A 21,586-nucleotide genomic window follows, 5' to 3' on the forward strand; every position below is an offset into this window, starting at 1 on the left:
TCCGGTCCCGGCCCGCGGGCGGGGACACGGGTCACTTCTTGGCGTTCGCCCAGGCGTGCTGGATCACCAGGTCCGCCTTGACCTCCACAAGCTGGGCGGCGACCGCCGAGGGGGCCGTGCCGCCCCGGCCGTCACGGGAGGCGAGGGCGCCCGGCACGTTGAGGACGGTCCGCACCTCGGGGGTGAGGTGCTCGGAGATCTTGGCGAACTGTTCGTCCGTGAGCCCGTCCAGCTCCTTGCCCTCGGACTCGGCCACCTTCACGCACTCGCCGGCCACCTCGTGCGCCACCCGGAAGGGCACGCCCTGCTTGACCAGCCACTCCGCGATGTCGGTCGCGAGCGAGAAGCCGGCCGGGGCCAGCTCCTCCATCCGCTCCCGGTTGACCGTGAGCGTCGCCATCATGCCGGTGAAGGCGGGCAGCAGGACCTCCAGCTGGTCGCAGGAGTCGAAGACGGGCTCCTTGTCCTCCTGGAGGTCCCGGTTGTAGGCGAGCGGGAGCGCCTTGAGGGTGGCCAGCAGGCCGGAGAGGTTGCCGATGAGGCGGCCGGACTTGCCCCGGGCCAGCTCGGCGATGTCCGGGTTCTTCTTCTGCGGCATGATCGAGGAGCCGGTGGAGAAGGCGTCGTGGAGGGTCACGAAGGAGAACTCCTTCGTGTTCCAGAGGATGATCTCCTCCGCGATCCGCGAGAGGTTCACGCCGATCATCGCGGTGATGAAGGCGAACTCGGCGACGAAGTCACGGGAGGCCGTGCCGTCGATCGAGTTGCCGGCCGAGCCGCGCTCGAAGCCGAGGTCCTTCGCCACCGCCTCCGGGTCGAGCCCGAGCGAGGAGCCGGCCAGGGCGCCGGAGCCGTACGGGGAGACGGCGGTCCGGGTGTCCCACTGCCGCAGCCGCTCGGCGTCCCGGGAGAGGGCCTGGACGTGCGCGAGGACATGGTGGGCGAACAGCACGGGCTGGGCGTGCTGGAGGTGGGTGCGGCCGGGCATGGCCACGTCCGGGTGCGCCTCCGCGAGGCCGACCAGGGCGTCCTGGAGGTCGGCGACGAGGCCGCCGATGATGCGGGCGTGGTCCCGCAGGTACATCCGGAAGAGGGTGGCGACCTGGTCGTTCCGGGACCGGCCGGCGCGCAGCTTGCCTCCGAGGTCCGGACCGAGGCGCTCCAGGAGGCCCCGCTCCAGGGCGGTGTGGACGTCCTCGTCGGCGACGGTTCCGACGAAGGAGCCGTCGGCGACGTCCGCCTCCAGCCGGTCCAGACCGGCCAGCATGCGGGTCAGCTCGTCCTCGGCGAGCAGCCCGGCGGAGTGGAGCACGCGCGCGTGGGCGCGGGAACCGGCGATGTCGTACGGCGCGAGCCGCCAGTCGAAGTGGACCGACGCGGACAGCTTCGCCAGGGCCTCGGCGGGACCGTCGGCGAACCGGCCGCCCCAGAGCCGGACGTCACCGTTGTTGCTGCTCACAGCTGTGCTCCTCAGTCGAACGCGGGGTGATCGTGGACCGCGACCACGTCATGCATGAGTATGCAGAGTGATGCATGATTCGTCAATCCATCGCTCCCCTTACGGGTGAAAGCCGTGCCGCGCCCGCCGAACAGCCCCGTACGCCGTGCGCGGGGGCCCCGGCGCGCCTAGCGTCGCGGCCATGCGCACCCTTCTCGTACTCGGCGCCGCCCTGCTGTCCCTCGGGGCGGCGCCGCCTCCGGTCCCGCTGCCCGCGCGCATGGCGGACACCGGCGGCGGCTCCCAGCTCATCACCGCCCAGGCCCCCGAGGCGGGAGCGACCACGGGGACGGTGAGCTGGTGGGACCGGCGCGGCGGGCGCTGGGTCAGGGCGGGGTCCGCGCCCGCCCGCTTCGGGGCGGGCGGCCTCGTGGAGGGCGCCACCCGGCGACAGGGCACGAACACGACGCCGACGGGGCTCTACCGGCTCCCGTACGCCTTCGGGATCGCTCCCCCGCCGGGAGGCACCGCCTACCGGTACCGCCGGGTGACCGACCGCTCCTGGTGGTGCCAGGACAACGACGCGCGCGCGTACAACCGCTGGGTCGAGGGTCTGCCGCCGGACTGCCGCGCCGCCGAGGCCGAACACCTCGTCACGTACCGCGCCCAGTACGCCCACGCGCTGGTCATCGGCTTCAACTACGACCGGCCGGTGCGCGGGCGGGGCGCCGGGATCTTCCTGCACGTCAACGGGCGGGGCGCCACGGCCGGTTGCGTGTCCGTGCCGCAGGAGGCGATGCGCGCGATCCTGGACTGGGCGGAGCCGGCGCGCCGACCGCACATCGCCGTCGGAACGCGGAGCGGTCCGACGGCGATCACACGGTACTGAGAGGCCTGGTACGGGAGCGGGTCAGCGCTCCTTCTGCGCGAGGCGCAGCAGGTGGTCGGCCAGGGCCTGGCCGCCGGCCGGATCGCGGGAGATGAGCAGCAGGGTGTCGTCACCCGCGATCGTGCCGAGGATGGCGTGGAGTTCGGCCTGGTCGATGGCCGACGCGAGGAACTGGGCGGCGCCCGGCGGGGTCCGCAGGACGACCAGGTTGGCGGAGGCCTCGGCGGAGATCAGCAGCTCGCCGGAGAGGCGGCGCATCCGCTCCTCCTTGGCGGACTCGCCGAGCGGGGCCTGCGGGGTGCGGAAACCGCCCTCGCTGGGGACCGCGTAGATCAGCTCGCCGCCCGTGTTGCGGATCTTCACCGCGCCCAGTTCGTCCAGGTCGCGGGAGAGCGTCGCCTGCGTGACGCTCAGCCCGTCGTCGGCGAGGAGCTTGGCGAGCTGGCTCTGCGAGCGCACCGGCTGCCGGTTGAGGATGTCGACGATCCTGCGGTGGCGGGCGGTACGGGTCTGCGGAACGGACGGTCCTGCTCCAGGCTCCGCCTGGGGGGTCCCCCAGTGCTGGTTCTCCTGCGCGTCGGTCATCGTCGTCTCATTCTCCGCTTCGTCCTTGCCCGTTCGCCACGTCCAGGACGCCGGGCAGCGCCCGGAGGAAGGCGTCGGCCTCGGCGTCGGAGAGGACCAGCGGAGGCATGATCCGTACGACGTCGGGCGCGGGCGCGTTCACCAGGAGGCCGGCGTCCTGGGCCGCCTGCTGCACCTGGGGTGCGAGGGGCCCGGTGAGCACGATACCCAGGAGCAGACCCGCGCCACGGACGTGGGAGACCAACGGATGCCCCAGGGCCTCGATTCCGCTCCGCAGCCGCTCGCCGACCGCCTTCACGTGGTCGAGGGCGGCGTCGGCGGCGAGGGTGTCCAGGACGGCGAGGCCGGCGGCGCAGGCGACCGGGTTGCCGCCGAAGGTGGTGCCGTGGTGGCCGGGGCCGAACAGTTCCGCCGCCGGACCGAAGGCGACGGTCGCGCCGAGCGGCAGGCCGCCGCCGAGGCCCTTGGCCAGGGTGACGACGTCGGGGTCGACGCCCTCGTGGGCCTGGTGCTCGAACCAGTGGCCGCAGCGCCCGATGCCGGTCTGCACCTCGTCGAGGACGAGGAGCGTGCCGGTGGCGCGGGTGATCTCCCGGGCCGCCCGCAGGTAGCCGGCGGGCGGCACGACGACGCCGTTCTCGCCCTGGACGGGCTCGAGGATGACGAAGGCGGTGTCCTCGGTGACCGCGGCGCGCAGCGCCTCGGTGTCGCCGTACGGGACGTGGGTGACGTCGCCGGGCAGTGGCAGGAAGGGGCCCTGCTTGCCGGGCTGGCCGGTGAGGGCGAGCGCCCCCATGGTGCGGCCGTGGAAGCCGCCGTCGGTGGCGACCATGTGGCGGCGGCCGGTGAGCCGGCCGAGCTTGAACGCGGCCTCGTTGGCCTCGGCGCCGGAGTTGCAGAAGAAGACCCGGCCGGGCCGGCCGAAGAGGCCGAGGAGGCGTTCGGCGAGGGCGACGGGCGGTTCGGCGACGAAGAGGTTGGAGACGTGGCCGAGGCTGCCGATCTGCCGGCTCACGGCCTCGACGACGGCCGGGTGGCCGTGCCCGAGGGCGTTGACGGCGATGCCGCCGACGAAGTCCAGGTACTCCGTGCCGTCGGCGTCCCAGACCCGGGCGCCCTCACCGCGGACGAGGGGCAGCCGGGGGGTGCCGTAGTTGTCCATGAGCGAGCCCTGCCACCGCTCGGTCAGTTCCTGGTTGCCGCTCATGACTCCCCCTCGGTGGCGCGTCGCCGGTCGATGGTTCCGTCGGGCACGACCATCGTGCCGATGCCCTCGTCGGTGAAGATCTCCAGCAGGATGGAGTGCTGGACCCGGCCGTCGATGACGCGGGCCGTGGTGACGCCGTTCCGTACGGCGTGCAGGCAGCCCTCCATCTTGGGGACCATGCCGCTGGAGAGCTCGGGCAGCAGCTTCTCCAGCTGGCTCGCGGTGAGCCGGCTGATGACCTCGTCGCTGTTCGGCCAGTCCTCGTAGAGGCCCTCGACGTCGGTCAGGACCATCAGGGTCTCGGCACCCAGCGCCGCAGCGAGAGCCGCAGCCGCCGTATCAGCATTGACGTTGTAGACATGTCCGTCGTCCTGGGAGCGTGCGATGGAGGAGATGACCGGGATCCGGCCGTCCTCCAGGAGCGCCTCGATGGCGCCGGTGTCGATGGCGGTGATCTCGCCGACCCGGCCGATGTCGACGGCCTCGCCGTCGATCACCGGCCGGTGGCGGGTGGCGGTGATGGTGTGGGCGTCCTCGCCGGTGAGGCCGACGGCGAGCGGGCCGTGCTGATTGAGCAGCCCGACGAGCTCCCGCTGGACCTGGCCGGCGAGGACCATCCGTACGACGTCCATGGCCTCGGGGGTCGTCACCCGCAGCCCGGCCCGGAACTCGCTGACCAGGCCGTGCCGGTCGAGGGCGGCGCTGATCTGGGGGCCGCCGCCGTGCACGACGACCGGCTTGAGGCCGGCGTGGCGCAGGAAGACGACGTCCTGGGCGAAGGCGGCCTTGAGCTCCTCGTCGACCATGGCGTTGCCGCCGAACTTGATGACGACGGTTTTGCCGTGGTGGCGGGTGAGCCAGGGCAGCGCCTCGATGAGGATCTCGGCCTTGGGGAGCGCGGTGTGCTTCCGCGTGGCGTTGGTCATGACGAGTAGGCGCTGTTCTCGTGGACGTAGTCGGCGGTGAGGTCGTTGGTCCAGATGACGGCGGAGGCGGTACCGGCGGCGAGGTCGGCGGTGATCACGACCTCCCGGTAGCGCATGTCGACGAGGTCGCGGTCCTCGCCGACCGAGCCGTTCCGGCAGACCCAGACGCCGTTGATGGCGACGTTGAGGCGGTCGGGCTCGAAGGCGGCGCTCGTGGTGCCGATGGCGGAGAGCACCCGGCCCCAGTTGGGGTCCTCGCCGTGGAGCGCGCACTTGAGGAGGTTGTTGCGGGCGATGGAACGGCCCACCTCGACGGCGTCCTCCTCGGTGGCGGCGTTGATCACCTCGACCTTGATGTCCTTGCTGGCGCCCTCGGCGTCGCCGATGAGCTGGCGGCCGAGGTCGTCGCAGACGGCCCGCACGGCCTCGGCGAACTCGTCCTGGGCGGGGGTGACGCCGGAGGCACCGGAGGCGAGGAGCAGCACGGTGTCGTTGGTGGACATGCAGCCGTCGGAGTCCACCCGGTCGAAGGTGACGCGGGTGGCGTCGCGCAGGGCGCTGTCGAGGGCCGCGGAGTCCAGGTCGGCGTCGGTGGTGAGGACGACGAGCATGGTGGCGAGACCGGGGGCGAGCATGCCGGCGCCCTTGGCCATGCCGCCGACCGTCCAGCCGTCCCGGCCGACGACGGCGGTCTTGTGGACGGTGTCGGTGGTCTTGATGGCGATGGCGGCCTTCTCGCCGCCGTGCTCGGAGAGTTCGGCCGCGGCCTTCTCGACGCCGGGGAGGAGCTTGTCCATGGGGAGGAGGACACCGATGAGGCCGGTGGAGGCGACGGCGACGTCCCCGGCGCCGGTCTCCGTGCCGCGGGCACTGAGCACCTCGGCGACCTTCTCGGCGGTGGCGTGGGTGTCCTGGAAGCCCTGCGGACCGGTGCAGGCGTTGGCGCCGCCGGAGTTGAGGACGACGGCGGTCAGCTCGCCGTCGGCGAGGACCTGCTGGGACCAGAGGACGGGGGCGGCCTTGACGCGGTTGGAGGTGAAGACTCCCGCGGCGGCGCGGCGGGGCCCGGTGTTGACCACGAGGGCCAGGTCCGGGTTGCCGTTCTGCTTGATCCCGGCGGCGATGCCCGCCGCCGTGAATCCCTGCGCTGCGGTGACGCTCATGGAGCGACTCCAATCGTGGAAAGTCCGGTGTCCTCGGGGAGGCCGAGGGCGATGTTCATGCTCTGCACCGCGCCGCCGGCGGTGCCCTTGGTGAGGTTGTCGATGGCGCTGATCGCGATGATCCGGTGCGCGTTCGCGTCGAGGGCGACCTGGACGTGAACGGCGTTGGAACCGTGCACGGACGCGGTCGCAGGCCACTGCCCCTCCGGCAGCAGGTGGACGAACGGCTCGTCGGCGTAGGCCTTCTCGTACGCGGCCCGTACGGCCTCGGCGGTGACGCCCGGCCGGGCGGCGGCGGTGCAGGTGGCGAGGATGCCGCGGGGCATGGGCGCCAGGGTGGGCGTGAAGGAGACGGTGACCCGCTCCCCCGCCGGTCCGCTGAGGTTCTGGATCATCTCGGGGGTGTGCCGGTGGCCGCCGCCGACCCCATAGGGCGACATGTTGCCCATGACCTCGCTGCCGAGCAGGTGCGGCTTGAGGGCCTTGCCGGCGCCGGAGGTCCCGGAGGCGGCGACGATCACGGCCTCGGGTTCGGCGAGCCCGCCGGCGTATGCCGGGAAGAGGGCGAGCGAGACGGCGGTGGGGTAGCAGCCGGGCACCGCGATGCGCTTGGACCCCTCCAGCGCCGCACGGGCACCCGGCAGTTCGGGGAGGCCGTAGGGCCAGGTCCCGGCGTGCGGGGAGCCGTAGTACGTCTCCCAGTCGGCGGGCTCCCTGAGCCGGAAGTCCGCGCCCATGTCGACCACGAGGACGTCGGGCCCGAGCTGCTCGGCGACGGCGGCGGACTGCCCGTGCGGCAGGGCGAGGAAGACGACGTCGTGCCCGGCGAGCTCCTCGGCGGTGGTCGGCGCGAGGACGCGGTCGGCGAGCGGCAGCAGGTGGGGCTGGAGCGCCCCGAGCCGCTGGCCGGCGTTGGAATGGCCGGTCAGGGTGCCGATCTCCACGTGGGGGTGCGCGAGGAGGAGACGCAGGAGCTCGCCTCCCGCGTAACCGCTCGCACCCGCCACTGCTGCTCGTACCGTCATCGAAGAACCCTCCTCATGGATGGCATGACTATACGTCGGCCTGTAGTTTTATGCAACGACGATCGGGGGCACCGGGGGGAAGAGCCGGCGCGCGGTTCCCGACGTGAGCGCGGCGCGCCGCTGACCTGCGCCTTCCGGGACGCCGGGCCGACGGGGCGAAAATCCCGCGCACAGGGCGGGCGCCCCCCTTAACCTGGACGGCATGTCTACGCCCCGAATTTCCTAGCTGAGGACCCGCTTCCACGCCACCCGTGTGTCCTCAAGCCTTTTCGGAGCGTTACCCCATGATCACCGTTCGTGGTGCCGACGTGCGCGTCGGCGCCCGGCTCCTGCTGTCCGGCGTCTCCTTCCACGTCGCCCCCGGCGACCGCGTCGGCCTCGTCGGCCGCAACGGAGCGGGCAAGACCACCCTCCTCGACACCCTGGCCGGGCTGCGTGCCCCGGCCGCCGGAACCGTCACCCGGACCGGCTCCGTCGGCCACCTCCCGCAGGACGCGCGGGCGGCCGATCCGGCAGTCACCGTCACCGACCGCATCCTCTCCGCGCGCGGCCTGGACCGCGCGGTCCGGCGGCTCGCGGACGCCGGGCGCCGGCTCGCCGAGCACGCGGACGCCCGGGCGCTGGCCGCGTACGACCGGGCCGAGTCCGAGTTCCAGGCGCGCGGCGGGTACGCCGCCGAGGCGGAGGCCGCCCGCGTCGCCGCCGGGCTGGGTCTGCCCCCCGAGGTCATGGACCGGCCGGTGGGGCGGCTGTCCGGCGGGCAGAAGCGCCGGGTCGAACTGGCCAGGATCCTCTTCGCCGGGCACGGCCGCGAGGACACCCTGCTGCTCGACGAGCCGACCAACCACCTGGACGCCGACTCGATCGGCTGGCTGCGCGGCTTCCTCACCGCCCACCGGGGCGGTCTGGTGATGATCAGCCACGACGTCCGGCTGCTCGCGGACACCGTCAACCGCGTCTTCCACCTGGACCCGGCCCGGTGCGCGCTCGACGTCCACAACACCGGCTGGGACACGTACCTCGCGCAGCGGGAGGCGGACGAGCGGCGGCGGGTACGGGAACGGGCCAACGCCGAGCGGAAGGCGGCCTCGCTGCACGCCCAGGCGGAGCGGATGAAGGCGCGGGTGGCGACGGCCACGACGGCGCGGAGCATGGCCCGCCGGGCGGACCGGATGCTCGCCGGGCTCGCCCCCGCGCGGCAGACCGAGCGGGTGGCCCGCATCCGGCTTCCGGAACCGGCCCCCTGCGGCCGGACGCCGCTGGGCGCCGTCTCGCTCACCAAGGCGTACGGGGGGCGGCCGGTGCTCGACGGGGTGGACCTGGCGGTGGACCGGGGCTCCCGGCTGATCGTCCTCGGCCTCAACGGCGCAGGCAAGACCACCCTCCTGCGGCTGCTCGCGGGGCGGGAGACGCCGGACGCGGGGCGGGTCGTCCACGGGCCGGGGCTGCGGCTCGGCTACTTCGCCCAGGAGCACGAGACGCTGGACCCGGGGCGCACGGTCCGGGAGAACCTCGCGGCGGCCGCGCCGGCCCTGACGGACGGTGAGGTGCGGACCGTCCTGGGGGCGTTCCTGTTCAGGGGCGACGAGGCGGACAAGCCGGCCGGGGTCCTCTCGGGCGGCGAGAAGACGCGGCTCGCGCTGGCCGCGCTCGTCCACTCGGGGGCCAACGTGCTGCTCCTGGACGAGCCGACGAACAACCTCGACCCGGCCTCGCGCGACGAGGTGCTGGCCGCCGTGGGCACCTACCCGGGCGCCCTCGTGATGGTGACCCACGACGAGGGCGCGCTCGACGCCCTGCGCCCGGACCGCGTCCTGCTGCTGCCGGACGCGGACGAGGACCTGTGGAACGAGGAGTACCGGGAGCTGGTCGCCCTGGCGTGACGGCGGGGGCCCCGGGGCGCCCCGGGGCCGGGGCGCCGTGTGCCCGGAGCGCCGTGGGGCCGGGACGCCGTGGGGCCGGGACGCCGTGTGCCCGGAGCGCCGTGGGGCGGCCCGTGCTCCGTGGCGCCGGGCCGGGCGTCTCCGGGTCGGCCCTGACCGGGTGTCAGGGGCGGCTCCGGGGGCGACCGGGGTGTTCCCTGAGGCGGACGGGGCCGGGGGCGGCCTAGTCTCGACGCATGATCATCGATGCGCAGACCCGGGTACGGGTCGCCCGCCCCTCGCGGGATCTCGTCGCCGCCGAACGCTTCTACGTGGACGGGCTCGGGCTCGACGTGCTGTGGCGCAGCACCGCCCGGGCCCGGGGGGAGCACGACCTGCTCATGGTCGGGCCCGCCGACGGGACGTGGCACTTCGAGCTGACCCGGGACCCGGAGCGGCCCGTGGAACCCAGACCGACGGTGGAGGACCTGTTCGTCGTCTATCTCGGCGCGCCCGTGGAGGAGGAGCAGGTGGAGAAGCTGCTGGCGGCCGGCGGGACGCGGGTGACCGCGCACAACCCGTACTGGGAGGAGTACGGGGTGACGGTCGCCGATCCCGACGGCTACCGACTGGTGCTCTGCTCCAGGACCTGGGGGCATTGAGGCCCGGCCCCCGGGACCCGACGCGCGGGCCCGGCGGGCTCAGCGTTTGACAGCGCGCAGGACGACGAACTTGGGGTCGCTCGCGACGAGTTCGCTGTTGCCGAAGATCCGGCGCAGGGTCACGTGGTAGCCGAGGTGCCGGTTGCCGACGACCCGGAGTTCGCCGCCGGGGCGCAGGGCGCGCCGGGCATCGGCGAACATACGACGGGCGGTGCGGTCGGTGGTCGCCTGGTGGCTGTGGAAGGGCGGGTTGTTCAGGACCAGGTCCAGGGAGCCGGGCGGGAGGTCCGCGAGGCCGTCGCCGACGAGGAACTCCGCTTCGCGGTCGGCACCGGCGTGGGCGCGGAAGTTCTCCTCGGCGGAGGCGACCGCCTGGTAGGACTCGTCGGTGAAGACGAGTTCGGCGCCGGGTTCGGCGAGGGCGACCGCCAGGCCGACCACGCCGTTGCCGCAGCCGAGGTCGGCGACCCGCGCCCGGCCGAGGTCCCGGGGGAGGTGGCCGAGGAGGAAACGGGTGCCGATGTCGAGGCGGTCGGCGCAGAAGACGCCGGCGTGGTTGGTGACGGTGCGCCCGGCGAGCGCGGGAGCCGGGGTGTCGGCGGGGAGGGCGTAGCGGTACGGCCACGGGTTCGGGCCCGGGTCCGCGGCCGGGTCCGGGGTGGTGTGGATCAGCCGGGCCTTCCTGACCGCGAGGGAGGTGCGGGTGGGGCCGAGGATCCGCTCGAAGAGGCGGAGGGTGGAGGTGTGGATCTCCTTGACCATGCCGGTGCCGACGACCACCGTGCCCTCGTGGACGGCGGGGGCGAGCCGGTGCAGCTGGTCCTCCAGGAGTGCCAGGCTCTTGGGGACCCGGACGAGGAGGACGTCGATCCGTTCCGGCGGCGGGTCCTGGGTGGTGAGCAAACGGGCGGCGTCGGGGGCGGCGCCGGCGCGCGCGAGGTTGTCGCGGGTGGCCCGGCGGCCGAGGTAGGAGTCGGAGATCTGGACGAGGGCGCCGGGTGCGGCGGCGTGGAGCGCGGTGGTGAGGGCGCCCCAGCGGTCGCCGAGGACGGCGACGGTGCCGGAGAGGTCGGTGCCGGTGTCGGCGAGGTGGCCCAGGAGGTATGCGTCGGCCGCGTCCCAGGCACGCAGCGGGTCGCGCGGGTCCTCGGGGTGGCGGGTGAGGGTGAAGGTGCCCCATGACGTGGTCAGACGGTTCATCGTGCCCTCAGGCTAGCCGGTCGCCGGCGTCGCCCCGCGCCGGCGGCGTACCCGGCTCCGCTCCCGTGGCCCGTCCCCTCCGCCGCGCCTCCTGCCCCGCCGTACCGCCCCGGGACCGCCGAGCCCCGGGCTCAGTCCGCGGAGGGGTGTTCCGCCCGCCCCGCGCCCGCACCGCCGGTGAGTTCGTCGACGGCCGTCCTCAGGCGGAGGACGCCTTCCGCGATCTCCGTGGGGCCGGCGACGCCGGCGAAGCTCAGCCGGAGGTGTCCCGCGGGCGGTTCCGCGCAGAAGTAGGGGCGGCCGGGGGCGGCCACGACCCCGGCCCGCAGGGCGGCGGCCAGGAGGGAGGCCTCCGGCAGGGCGTCGGGGAGGCGGAGCCACAGGTGGTAGCCGCCGGAGGGGACGTGGGGCAGGGCGAGGGAGGGGAGGTGGAGGGCGAGGGCGCCGGTCATGACGGTCCGGCGGTTCCTGAGCTCCTGGGAGACGGCGCGCAGGTGGCGTGGCCACGCCGGGGATCCGACGAGTTCGAGGGCGGCTTCCTGGAGGGGCCGGGGGACGAAGAAGCTGTCGACGACCTGGATGGCGCGGAGGCGTTCCAGGACCGGCCCCCGGGCGGCGAGCGCGCCGACGCGGAGGCTGGCCGAGGTGGGCTTGGTGAGCGAGCAGACGTGCACGACGACGCCGTCGGGGTCGTCGGCGGCGAGCGGCGGCGGCAGCGGCCCGGCGTCCTCGTGGACGAGACGGCGGGCGAAGTCGTCCTCGACGACGAAGGCGCCCGCGGCACGGGCGATGCGGACCACCTCGCGGCGCCGTTCCGGGGCGAGCACGGCGCCGGTGGGGTTCTGGAAGAGGGGCTGGCAGACGACGACCCCGGCCCCGGTGGCGCGGAAGGCGGCTTCGAGGAGGTCGGGGCGGATGCCGTCGGCGTCGGTGGGGACCGGCACGGGGCGGAGCCCGGAGGCGCGGGCGACGGCGAGCATGCCCGGGTAGGTGGGCGATTCGACGAGGACGGGGGCGCCGGGCGGGGCGAGGGCCCGCAGGGCGGTGGTGAGGGCCGACTGTCCGCCGGCGGTGATGAGGATCTCGGCGGCGGTGACGCCGCCGCCGATCTCGCGGGCGAACCAGGCCCGCAGTTCGGGCAGGCCGTCGGTGGGCGGGCGGTCCCAGGCGCCGGGCCGGCGGCCGGCGCGGGCGAGGGCGGCGGCGAGGGCGCGCTCGGGCTGGAGCGAGGGGTGCAGATAGCCGCCGTTGAACTCGACGACACCGGGCGGGGGTGCGGCCAGGGTGGCGAGGACCCCGGAGGCGTCCACGGAGCGGGGGACGAGTTCGGTGGCGGTGTCGGCGCTGAGGGCGACCTCCTGCCAGGAGGTGTCGCCGGTGACGGGCGCGGCGTGGCGCGGTTCGGCGCGGAAGGCTCCTGCGCCGGGCCGGGTGACGACGAGCCCCTCGGCGACGAGCTGGGCGAGGGCGCGGGTGACGGTCACCGGCGAGACCCGGTAGCGCTCGACGAGCGCACGACTCGACGGCAGCTTTCCTCCCGGCGAGTAGCGGTCGAGTTCCGCTCTCAAGGATTTCGCCAGTTCCGCCACGCTGCTACGCTCATGCATGACAGCACAGAATAGCGCTACTTCCCCGAAGGCGATAGCGGTGGCGACTTCTCCGCAGAGCACCGGCACCCTGCTCGCCGCCCTCGGGGTGGTCTCCTTCTCGCTGACCTTCCCGTCCACGGTGTGGGGCCTGGAGAGCTTCGGCCCCTGGTCCCTGGTGGCCGTCCGTTCCACGCTGGCCGCCCTGATCGCCGGCGCCTTCCTCCTCGTGGGGCGGGTGCCGCTGCCCGACCGGCGCCACTGGGCGGGTCTCGCCGTCGTCGCGGGCGGCGTGGTGATCGGGTTCCCGCTCCTGACGACCCTGGCCCTGCGGACCTCCACCACCTCGCACGCCGCCGTCGTCGTGGGTCTGCTGCCGCTCACCACGGCCGCCTTCGCCGCGGTACGGACCGGCCGGCGCCCGTCCCGTACCTTCTGGATCGCGGCCGTCTCCGGGGCCGCCGTGGTACTCGCCTTCACCGTCCACCAGAGCGGCGGGGTACTGTCCGCCGGCGACCTGTACCTCTTCGGCGCGCTGCTGGTCTGCGCGGCCGGGTACACCGAGGGCGGCCGGCTCGCCCGGCTCATGCCGGGCTGGCAGGTCATCGGCTGGGCCCTGGTCCTCTGCCTGCCGCTGATGGTGCCCGCCTCGGCGGTCGCCCTTGCCCTGGAGCCGGTGCGCCTCACCGCCCACGGCGTGATCGGCCTGGTGTGGGTGGCGGCCGGTTCGACCTTCTTCGGGCTGTACGTCTGGTACCGGGGCATGGCGGCGATCGGCATCCCGAAGGCGAGCCAGCTCCAGCTCGCCCAGCCCCTGCTCACCCTCTTCTGGTCCGTCTTCCTGCTGGGCGAGGACCTGCCGCTGGCGGCTCCGCTCGCCGCCGGCGGGGTTCTCGTCTGCATCGCGGTCACCCAGCGGGCCAGGAGCTGACGCGACGGCCGGGGGTGAGCGGAGTGACAATGGCAGGCAGAAGCCCCTGCACTCCCCCGAGAGAGACAGACCCCAGACGAAGCCCCGGCCGCGAGGAGGTCCCCGATGCAGGCGCGCGTGGGCGACAAACTGCTGGTGCACGGCCGTACGGTCGGTCAGCACGACCGTACGGCCGAGATTCTGCAGGTACTGGGCGAGAACGGAACTCCCCCGTACCGCGTGAAGTTCGACGACGACGGCCACGAGGCCCTCATGTCGCCGGGCCCCGACACCGTCGTACGCCATCCGGAACGCCCCGTCTGAGAAACCGGGCGGCGACGGTCCGGACGACCGTCAGCGGCGCGGTGCGCGCACCCGGGTCGGGTAGTGGTCGGCCACCACGGTGGCCATCGCCCCGATCCGGTCCGCGGTGACCTCACGGGCCGCGAAGAAGCAGTGGCCGCCGACCTCCGGGTGCTCCCCCGCCAGCGTCAGGTGCCGTGAGAGTTCCGTCCGGTCCTGCCAGGCCCTCACCTGAGCCGGATCGCCCGCCTTGTACAGGGCCTCGCCGATGTACAGGCCGACGCCGGTGCCCCTCACCACGCCCGCCCACCACGACACCAGCTTCGCGTAGTCGACGCCGGACTGTCCGATATGCCAGTAGAGCTGCGGCACGACGTGGTCGATCCAGCCCTCGCGGATCCACTTGCGCGTGTCCGCGTACAGGTCGTCGTACGTCTGGACCCCGGAGCTGGTGTCCGAACCCGCCGGGTCGGTGGCGGCGTTCCGCCAGACCCCGAACGGGCTGATCCCGAAGGCCACGTCCTTCCTGATCCCCTTGACGCGCGCGGCGGTCTCGGAGACCAGCAGGTCGATGTTGTTCCGCCGCCAGGACGCCTTGTCGCGGAAGCCGCCGCCGTACCGCGCGTACGTCTCGTCGTCGCCGAAGGTCTGGCCGGCCACCGGGTACGGGTAGAAGTAGTCGTCCCAGTGGACGGCGTCGATGTCGTAGCGCCGTACCGCGTCCAGCATCGCGTCCTGCACGAAGCGGCGGACCTCCGGCTGCCCGGGGTCGTAGTACAGCTTCCCGCCGTAGGGCAGCACCCACTCGGGGTGGAGCCGCGCCGGGTGGTCGGGGACGAGCCGGCCGGGATCGGTGTGGTTCGCCACCCGGTACGGGTTGAACCAGGCGTGCAGCCGCAGGCCACGCGCGTGGGCCTCCTCGACGGCGGTGCCCAGCGGGTCCCAACCGGGGTCCCTGCCCTGGGTGCCGGTGAGGTACTGGGACCAGGGCTCGTACGGCGAGGGCCACAGGGCGTCGGCGGTGGGCCGGACCTGGAGCACGACGGTGTTGAGGCGGCGCTCGACCGCCTGGTCGAGATGGGCGAGGAGCTGGGCCCGCTGTTCGGCGGCGGACAGCCCCGTCCGGGACGGCCAGTCCCGGTTGGCGACGGTCGCCACCCACACGCCCCGGAACTCGGGCACGCGGTAGGGCCACTTCCGTACGTCCGCGGTGTCCGCCGTCCGCCCGCCCGGACCGGCTCCTTCCCCGGGGCCGTACGGGGCGGAGGCGCCGCCCGACGTGACTCTTCCCGGACCCGGCGTTCCGCCCGCCGCCGTGGCGCCCGTCACGGTGAGCGCCGCCGCTGTGGCGCCGGTCACGAACCCTCTTCTGCCGATAGGCCGCACTTGTACCCCTCTTGTGTCGGATACGTCACACCTTCCCGGACAGCATGCCCGCCTCCCCGGCGATCGATCATCGCGCGAATCGGAGTAACGTCGTGGGGTCGAGGCGGACGCTCCGGAATCACACGGGCCCGCCGCTAGGAGAGCGAGAGGCACGAGGTGACGGACTCCATGGCCGACATTGAGCGCGTCGGAGTGGTCGGCTGCGGCCAGATGGGCGCAGGCATCGCGGAGGTGTGTGCCCGTAGCGGGCTTGAGGTGAAGGTCGCCGAGACGACCGGCGAGGCACTGGAGATCGGCCGTACGCGGCTCTACAACTCGCTGGCGAAGGCCGCCGAGCGCGGCAAGATCAGCGAGGAGGAGCGCGACGCGGCGCTCGGGCGCCTCAGCTTCACCACCGACCTCGGGGAGTTCGCCGACCGCGACCTCGTCATCGAGGCGGTCGTGGAGAACGAGCAGGTCAAGACCGAGATCTTCCAGGTGCTCGACCAGGTGCTGACCCGGCCGGACGCCATCCTGGCCTCGAACACCTCCTCCATCCCGCTGGTGAAGCTGGCCGTGGCGACCTCCCGTCCCGACCACGTCATCGGCATCCACTTCTTCAACCCGGCCCCGGTGCAGAAGCTCGTCGAGCTGATCCCCGCCCTCACCACCTCCGAGGGCACGATCAGCCGGGCGCAGGCCTTCGCCGAGAAGGTCCTCGGCAAGCACGCGATCCGTGCGCAGGACCGGTCCGGCTTCATCGTCAACGCGCTGCTCGTGCCGTACCTGCTGTCCGCCATCCGCATGTTCGAGTCGGGCATCGCGAGCCGCGAGGACATCGACAACGGCATGGAGTTCGGCTGCGCCCACCCGATGGGCCCGCTGAAGCTCTCGGACCTGATCGGCCTCGACACGATCGCCTCGATCGCCGACTCGATGTACACGGAGTTCAAGGAGCCCCTGTACGCCGCTCCCCCGCTGCTGCAGCGCATGGTGGACGCGGGCCGGCTGGGCCGGAAGACGGGCTCGGGCTTCTACCCGTACTCCTGACGCTCCCCCGAACCATCCCTCCGGCCGGACGGCCCGTACACCCGCACAGGTACGGGCCGTCCGGCGCGTCCGGGGCCCCGTGCGGCCCGTCAGCCGAGGCGGAGATGGTGGGGCATGAGCGGTCCGGCGGCCAGGTTCGCCGCCGGGATCCGGCCGCGGGCGATCATGTCGGGCACGTGCTTGATCGGGATCCCCGCGCGGCGCGGAGGACTCGAAGGCGTCCTCGGGCGGTCCGGTGCAGGTGGCGTGGTCCGTCCAGTAGAGGCGGAGGCGGGCGTCGGTGAGGCCGTTGGAGGGCGACGGCTCACAGGGGAACGCGCAGCGTCCCCTCGATCACCGCCGCGGCCTCGCGTGCCTCTCCGCCTCCGCTCGCGAGCAGATCGTCCCGCACCTGCCGCAGCCGCTCGCGCAGCCGCCGCGACTCCATGCCCCAGGCCCGCTCGGTCATCTCCGCCGCCGTACGCGCCGCCGCGTCGCACTCGCCCCGGCGGAGCTCCACCTGGCACAGCATCGCGAGCCGGTGCACCCGGCCCCGGTCGTGCGAGGGCGCCCCCACCGCCGTCGCGGCGTGCGCATACGCCGCCGGAAGATCACCCAGACTGAGGAGCGCCTCGGCGACCTGCACGTTGACGAGCCCCGGCTGGACGTACCCGGTCTCGGCCGGCTCCCCCTCCGGACTGATCCGTTCCGCCTCCGCCTCGGCCCGCCGGATGCAGGCCAGGGCGGCGGGGGCGTCACCGAGCCGCGCGTACGCCTTCGCCTGCATCGCCGTCAGATCGGCCGCGAGCGCCGGCGTGATCCGCGGACCGGCGGCCCGCAGCGCCGCCTCCGCGAAGGCGACGGCCTGCCGGTACTCCCCGGTGAACAGTGACTGGTTGACCAGGAGCGCGATCACATAGGCGCCGAAGGCCCGGTCCCCGCTCGCCTTCGCCAGCCGCAGCGCCTGGTGGAAGTAGCGCTGGGCGAGGCCGTGCGCGTCGGCGTCGTACGCGCAGATGCCGGCGACCGCCACCAGGCCGCCCGTGGCCCGGTGCAGCCGGCGCCCGAGGGCGTCGCCGTAGGAACCGCGCAGCAGCGGAGCGGCCTCGGCGGTGAGGAAACCGACGATCCGGCCGCGGGTCGCTATGCCGCCCGCCTTGCGGTACATCTGCTCGTAGTGGGACCGGGCCGCGCTCAGCGTCACGATGTCGGCCGCCGAGACGATCGTGCGGCCCTCGCGGGAGACGTCCACGTCCTCGGGCGGGTTCTCCCACTCCCACACCGGCATCACCGCGGGCGTGCCGGTGACCGCCTGCGCGGCGACGATGTGCGCTCGCTGCTGCTCGTCGGAGCGCCAGAGGGCGGCGGCCCGCTCCACGAAACCGGAGAGCGGCGAACCGGGGGCCGGCAGCGGTCCGCCGGGGACGCCGAGGCCGATGTCGTCCAGCGTCACGGGCCGGCCGAGGCGCGCGGCGAGCACCTCGCAGATCAGGTCCGGCACCTGGCCGCGCGGCCGCTGGCCCTTCAGCCAGCGGGCGACGGCGGTGTGTTCGTAACGCAGGGCGAGGCCCCTGGCCCGGCCGGCCCGGTTCACGCGGGCGGCGAGTCCGGCGTTCGAGACGCCCGCTTCGTCGAGCAGGGCGTCGAGCAGGGTGTTGGGCTGCATGGCCCCTCCGGTCGCTCGGTGAACTCAGCGTAGCGGTGGCCGATTTCGTACGGGTCGTTTTCGCACGGGGTGTGAACGAAGCACCCGTTCCTCCGGTCCGCGCGCGCTCCCCCGCACCGGCCCGAACCGCTTGACTGAGGTGTACGCCGCAAGGCGACGACGACCGGGCCGCCGGCTCCCCCTCGTACAGTGCCGCCGCCCGGTCCGCGCCGCCCGCCCCGCCGATCTGCCCGACACTCCGTGGCGGGGCGGGCGGCACCCCGGCCCGTGCCCTGCTCAGCAGTGGGGCGACGGGGCCGGCCGGGGCCGCCGCAGCCCGGGTTCGGCGGGCTGCGACGGCACCCGGACACGGTCGTTGCGGACGACGAGCAGCGCCACGTCGTCCGCGAGCCGGCCGCCCGTGTGCCGGAGCAGCGCGGCCCGGACCCGCCGGACCAGGGCCGCGGGCGCCTCGCGTGGGGACCGGCCGAGTTCGTCACCCAGGGAGAAGAACCGGCCACGCCGGTCGCGGGCCTCCTCCGCACCGTCCGTGTGCAGGACGAGCGTCTCGCCGGGGAGCAGCCTCGGCGCGGAGTACGGCACGAGGGCGTCGGGCAGCGGGAAGGCGCCGAGCGGCGGCAGCGGCTCCCCGACCGGGAGGCGCTCGACGCGGCGGCCGAGGCGGTACGGGCCGGGGTGACCGCAGTTCAGGACGGCGAGCCGCCCGTCCGCCCGCACCTCCAGGAGCAGCAGGGTCACGAACTCCTCGACCACCGGATGCTCCGGGTCGTTCCCGCCCCGCGACGGATGCTCGTCCCGCGCCCGCTCCCGAAGGTGCCGCGCCAGCGCCCGCTCCAACCTCCGCAGTACACCGGCGAGTTCGGGCTCGTCATGGGCGGCCTCGCGGAAGCTCCCCAGCACCGCCACCACGGCCCCGAGCGCGCCGAGCCCGTGCCCCCGTACGTCCCCGATGACGATGCGCACCCCGTACGGCGTGGCCACCGCCTCGTACAGGTCCCCGCCCACCGCGGCACCCCGGGTCGCCGACAACTGCCCGGCCGCCAGCGTCAGTCCGTCGAGCCGCGCGGGCGGCGGCCGCAGCAGCACCCGCTGCGCCGCGTCGGCGACGGCCCGCACCCGCGCCAGCTCGCGGACCAGCCCCCGGCTGATACCGAGCACGAGCCCGGTGCCGACCGCCAGGAACACGACACTGGTGGCGATCCGCGTGGGCAGCCCCGGCTGCCGGGCCAGCGGACACCCGAACTTCCAGACCACGGCCACCGCGCCCCACGCGGTGGGAAGGGCGAGGGCGGCCAGCCGGCGGAACCGGGAGCCATCGACGGCCAACGACCTGGTACGGATCATGCACGGCCCTTCCCGAGCCCCGCCAGCGCCCGAAGGCCCTGCGGCACACAGGCCCGCCCCTGCGGCCGCCTCGATTCTTGCCGTACGGAGGCCGGCGGGGAATCCCTCAGCACGGTCCCCACCCGAACGGGCGATCCGTTCGCACATCCGCCCTTGCCGTGCTGATCAGAAGAATCCGATCTGCTCGGAAACCTTCTTCGCCAGCCCTTCCAGGTCGATCACGGGTGCACGCCTCAGCTCGTCACGAAGGAGGGTGCCCGGCAGCTGCTTCTGCGTGCCGGCCTTGCCGCTTCTGCGGAAGCTCCACTTGCCGTCCTTGAGATCGAGGATGGCCAAGCCCCGCTTCAACCTGACGTCGGCATACTGGCTGAGGTCGAGGATGTAGGCCTCGTACTTGACGCCCGGCTTGTGCTGGTCCGACAAACTCGACTGGATGAGATGGGCGAATCGAAGGTCGACAAGTTGCGCCAGCAGCTCGTAGAACGAGTGGGACTTCTGGGCGACGTTGACGCGGAAGTAGGTGAATCCTGCCCCGCGAACCGCGGTCGAAAGGACATTCAGGGCCGCCAGTAGACTTCCCGCGCTATGGCTCGAGACGTCCTGCTCGAGATCCCTCATCTTGCTGCGCGCCGCCCTACCCGCCGCGTCGGCCACGTCTTCCCTGCCGATTTCCCGCGCCTTGGTTCGCGAGCGGGCGGCGACAATGGATGAGGCAAAGAGATTCAAATAGTCACGCGGGACACCTCCGGAGGCCAGCACGAGTCGCCCCAGAGCTGCCGTCTGCGCGATACTCGAGGGCTTCGCCAGCCCCGCTGTGGTCGCGTAATTTGCCAGCACGGACTCGAGAAAGCGTTGCGTCGAGGCCGGATCTTCGAGGGTCACATCCAGGTCGATCTTCGATGCGTCGTGCGGGATTTCGATGCCGCTCTTGGACGAGGGTTCGAAGGATCGGGTCAGCCGCTCAATACTGGCCACCTTGATCCAGCCGTCGCAATCACGCAGCATACCGGCCACGCAGTCGAGGAGGTGCGGCTGAGATTCTTCGGGGAACAGGTAGAAATCGTCGATGTAGAGGTAGAGGCGGACGAGCCCTTCACGGAGGATGGCTCGCAGGGATCTGTTGAGGTCGGCGACCATCTCTCCCAGAACGACATCGCCGGAACGCACTCCCTCACGGAGCCCCGACACCCTCGTATGCACTTCTTTCAGTCGCGCATAGGAGTCCCCTTGGGACGACCCTGCGTACTGAATCAACGCATTGAGGGTGACTTCCGCGATCGCGAGGAAAGCACTCGGTACGTCGAGGAGCCGGAATGTATGAGCGTTGATCCAAGCCGTGACGCGGCCGTCCCTCTCCGCCATCCGCTTCGCTTCCAGCAGCAGCGCGGTCTTCCCCACCCCACGTCGACCGAAGACCAGGTGGTGCCTGGACGCCCCGATGGCCGCGAGACTGGCGCGGGGATCCTCCATGTACTTGAGGCTGGGCAGTGCGTCGGAGGTGCGCGAACGCGCCTCCAGCAACTGGATCAGCTGATCCACCTTGGGGCCGGACAGGAGCCCCTTGGGCTCGACCTCGACCGTCTTCTTCTCTTCTGCTCGATGAGGTCGGAAGGTGACGACCATCGACTGGTTGGCCACGTCGGAGACCGCGTTCAGCGCCTGCTCGATGGAGCCGGCCAGGCTCTGCGCCGCGACCAGCGCGTCTTCGTTCACCCATACGACGAACCACCGCTCCCCCGGAAAGGAGCGCTCATCCACCTTGACAATGGAAATGTTCGCCTCTTCGAGCGACTCTGCGATCAAGGATTCATAATCTACGTACGTCATCAGACATAACCGTTCGTCGAGGCAAAATCTTGGCACGCCTGCATAAAATTGGCCGCGGCTACCGAAAGCGCTCGCGCATCTCCGGCCCACTCGGACTCACTCACCGGGTAGGCATCGTAATCTGCCTGATTCCGCAGGAGGCGCGCGTTTGTCAGCTCGACCTCACGCACCGATTTGTCCGGAAGGTTCGTGGGGAGATTTCTCGGGAGGATGTGGTGCCTCTCGAAGTCGTCACCACGCTTCTCCGCGAACACGATCGCGCGAGCCGCGTGGTACATCGCGTAGTAGTGGCGGCTGATGGCAGACCTGTACTGCCCCGCGAAAAGAAGGTGATCCCCGGACCGTAAATGCTCTCCCGCGAGCAGCAGGCGGTCCGTCACAGCCTGCTGAATAAGCTGAGCGACCGGAAAGGGGTACCTTCCCCCCACCGGAAACGCGGAGAGCGCAGCACTACTGCTGGTCGAGATGTGCAGCAAGACTAAGTCGGCAGGCGTGACTACTGGCATGGTACCGGGTGTTCCCCTCCTGGCAGCTAACTCTGCAGATTATCAGGCTCCACTTCGTACAGCGGTCGCTTTACCTGGAACGCCAATAATCGG

19 protein-coding genes and 1 pseudogene are annotated in these 21,586 nt (G+C 72.7%); 6 read left to right on the plus strand and 14 right to left on the minus strand.

Annotated features, from left to right (window positions below):
- Window positions 1-31: 31 nt before the first annotated feature.
- Window positions 32-1,459 (minus strand): argininosuccinate lyase, encoded by a 1,428-nt coding sequence (gene argH / locus ACFY60_RS17520; protein ID WP_388612828.1) that lies wholly within the window; start codon window positions 1,457-1,459, stop codon window positions 32-34.
- 181 nt (window positions 1,460-1,640) lie between these two features.
- Here argH and ACFY60_RS17525 point away from each other — a divergent pair, with 181 nt between their 5' ends.
- Window positions 1,641-2,327 (plus strand): L,D-transpeptidase, encoded by a 687-nt coding sequence (locus ACFY60_RS17525; RefSeq protein WP_388612827.1) that lies wholly within the window; start codon window positions 1,641-1,643, stop codon window positions 2,325-2,327.
- 21 nt (window positions 2,328-2,348) lie between these two features.
- Here ACFY60_RS17525 and ACFY60_RS17530 read toward each other — a convergent pair whose 3' ends face one another.
- The 5 genes from ACFY60_RS17530 to argC are packed head-to-tail and all read right to left on the minus strand — an operon-like array spanning window position 2,349 to window position 7,233.
- On the minus strand, window positions 2,349-2,912 hold the full coding sequence (locus ACFY60_RS17530; RefSeq protein ID WP_309053260.1) for an arginine repressor: 564 nt from the start codon (window positions 2,910-2,912) through the stop codon (window positions 2,349-2,351).
- A 7-nt stretch (window positions 2,913-2,919) separates the two neighbouring features.
- Window positions 2,920-4,119: an acetylornithine transaminase gene (locus ACFY60_RS17535; protein ID WP_388612826.1), complete on the minus strand. Its 1,200-nt coding sequence runs from the start codon at window positions 4,117-4,119 to the stop codon at window positions 2,920-2,922.
- A complete protein-coding gene (argB, locus tag ACFY60_RS17540) occupies window positions 4,116-5,045 on the minus strand; it encodes an acetylglutamate kinase (RefSeq protein ID WP_388612824.1) in 930 nt (309 codons plus the stop codon). The genes ACFY60_RS17535 and argB overlap by 4 nt, the downstream gene beginning before the upstream one ends.
- Window positions 5,042-6,208, minus strand: a complete 1,167-nt coding sequence (gene argJ, locus ACFY60_RS17545; RefSeq protein WP_388612822.1) for a bifunctional glutamate N-acetyltransferase/amino-acid acetyltransferase ArgJ — start codon at window positions 6,206-6,208, stop codon at window positions 5,042-5,044. The genes argB and argJ overlap by 4 nt, the downstream gene beginning before the upstream one ends.
- The gene (argC, locus tag ACFY60_RS17550; RefSeq protein ID WP_388612820.1) at window positions 6,205-7,233 is read right to left on the minus strand and encodes an N-acetyl-gamma-glutamyl-phosphate reductase; all 1,029 of its coding nucleotides are present in this window, start codon (window positions 7,231-7,233) and stop codon (window positions 6,205-6,207) included. The genes argJ and argC overlap by 4 nt, the downstream gene beginning before the upstream one ends.
- A 284-nt stretch (window positions 7,234-7,517) precedes the next feature.
- Between argC and ACFY60_RS17555 the strand changes: the two genes are divergently transcribed.
- Together ACFY60_RS17555 and ACFY60_RS17560 are read left to right on the plus strand one after the other, a co-directional pair.
- On the plus strand, window positions 7,518-9,116 hold the full coding sequence (locus ACFY60_RS17555) for an ABC-F family ATP-binding cassette domain-containing protein (RefSeq protein ID WP_388612818.1): 1,599 nt from the start codon (window positions 7,518-7,520) through the stop codon (window positions 9,114-9,116).
- Window positions 9,117-9,352: 236 nt separating this feature from the next.
- Window positions 9,353-9,757, plus strand: coding sequence for a VOC family protein (locus ACFY60_RS17560; RefSeq protein WP_388612816.1), 405 nt, complete (start codon window positions 9,353-9,355; stop codon window positions 9,755-9,757).
- Window positions 9,758-9,796: 39 nt separating this feature from the next.
- Here the strand turns inward: ACFY60_RS17560 and ACFY60_RS17565 are convergent, their stop codons facing one another.
- The gene (locus ACFY60_RS17565; protein ID WP_388612814.1) at window positions 9,797-10,957 is read right to left on the minus strand and encodes a methyltransferase; all 1,161 of its coding nucleotides are present in this window, start codon (window positions 10,955-10,957) and stop codon (window positions 9,797-9,799) included.
- A 131-nt stretch (window positions 10,958-11,088) separates the two neighbouring features.
- Window positions 11,089-12,564, minus strand: coding sequence for a PLP-dependent aminotransferase family protein (locus ACFY60_RS17570; RefSeq protein ID WP_388612812.1), 1,476 nt, complete (start codon window positions 12,562-12,564; stop codon window positions 11,089-11,091).
- Between ACFY60_RS17570 and ACFY60_RS17575 the strand changes: the two genes are divergently transcribed.
- Entirely contained in the window at window positions 12,563-13,474 is a 912-nt protein-coding gene (locus ACFY60_RS17575; RefSeq protein ID WP_388612810.1) for a DMT family transporter, read from the plus strand. The genes ACFY60_RS17570 and ACFY60_RS17575 overlap by 2 nt on opposite strands.
- Before the next feature lie 105 nt (window positions 13,475-13,579).
- Window positions 13,580-13,777 (plus strand): DUF1918 domain-containing protein, encoded by a 198-nt coding sequence (locus ACFY60_RS17580; protein ID WP_388612808.1) that lies wholly within the window; start codon window positions 13,580-13,582, stop codon window positions 13,775-13,777.
- Window positions 13,778-13,807: 30 nt separating this feature from the next.
- Here the strand turns inward: ACFY60_RS17580 and ACFY60_RS17585 are convergent, their stop codons facing one another.
- Window positions 13,808-15,115: a glycoside hydrolase family 10 protein gene (locus ACFY60_RS17585; RefSeq protein WP_388612807.1), complete on the minus strand. Its 1,308-nt coding sequence runs from the start codon at window positions 15,113-15,115 to the stop codon at window positions 13,808-13,810.
- Between the two features lie 195 nt (window positions 15,116-15,310).
- On the opposite strand from ACFY60_RS17585, the gene ACFY60_RS17590 reads away from it, so the two are divergent.
- Window positions 15,311-16,171: a 3-hydroxybutyryl-CoA dehydrogenase gene (locus ACFY60_RS17590; protein ID WP_309054064.1), complete on the plus strand. Its 861-nt coding sequence runs from the start codon at window positions 15,311-15,313 to the stop codon at window positions 16,169-16,171.
- Window positions 16,172-16,260: 89 nt separating this feature from the next.
- Here the strand turns inward: ACFY60_RS17590 and ACFY60_RS17595 are convergent.
- From ACFY60_RS17595 to ACFY60_RS17615, 5 genes and pseudogenes are all read right to left on the minus strand, one after another.
- A pseudogene (locus ACFY60_RS17595) lies at window positions 16,261-16,474 on the minus strand (NUDIX hydrolase); the annotation flags it as partial.
- Window position 16,475: 1 nt separating this feature from the next.
- Window positions 16,476-17,816 carry a transcriptional regulator gene (locus ACFY60_RS17600; protein ID WP_388612806.1) on the minus strand — a complete coding sequence of 447 codons (1,341 nt, stop codon included), beginning with the start codon at window positions 17,814-17,816 and terminating at the stop codon, window positions 16,476-16,478.
- 276 nt (window positions 17,817-18,092) lie between these two features.
- Entirely contained in the window at window positions 18,093-19,160 is a 1,068-nt protein-coding gene (locus ACFY60_RS17605; protein WP_388612804.1) for a PP2C family protein-serine/threonine phosphatase, read from the minus strand.
- Window positions 19,161-19,325: 165 nt separating this feature from the next.
- The gene (locus ACFY60_RS17610) at window positions 19,326-20,963 is read right to left on the minus strand and encodes an ATP-binding protein (protein ID WP_388612802.1); all 1,638 of its coding nucleotides are present in this window, start codon (window positions 20,961-20,963) and stop codon (window positions 19,326-19,328) included.
- A 23-nt stretch (window positions 20,964-20,986) separates the two neighbouring features.
- The gene (locus tag ACFY60_RS17615) at window positions 20,987-21,493 is read right to left on the minus strand and encodes a HEPN domain-containing protein (protein ID WP_388612801.1); all 507 of its coding nucleotides are present in this window, start codon (window positions 21,491-21,493) and stop codon (window positions 20,987-20,989) included.
- Window positions 21,494-21,586 lie beyond the last annotated feature (93 nt).

This window comes from Streptomyces sp. NPDC012827 (genome assembly GCF_042900905.1).
Taxonomy (GTDB): Bacteria; Actinomycetota; Actinomycetes; order Streptomycetales; family Streptomycetaceae; genus Streptomyces; species Streptomyces gulbargensis.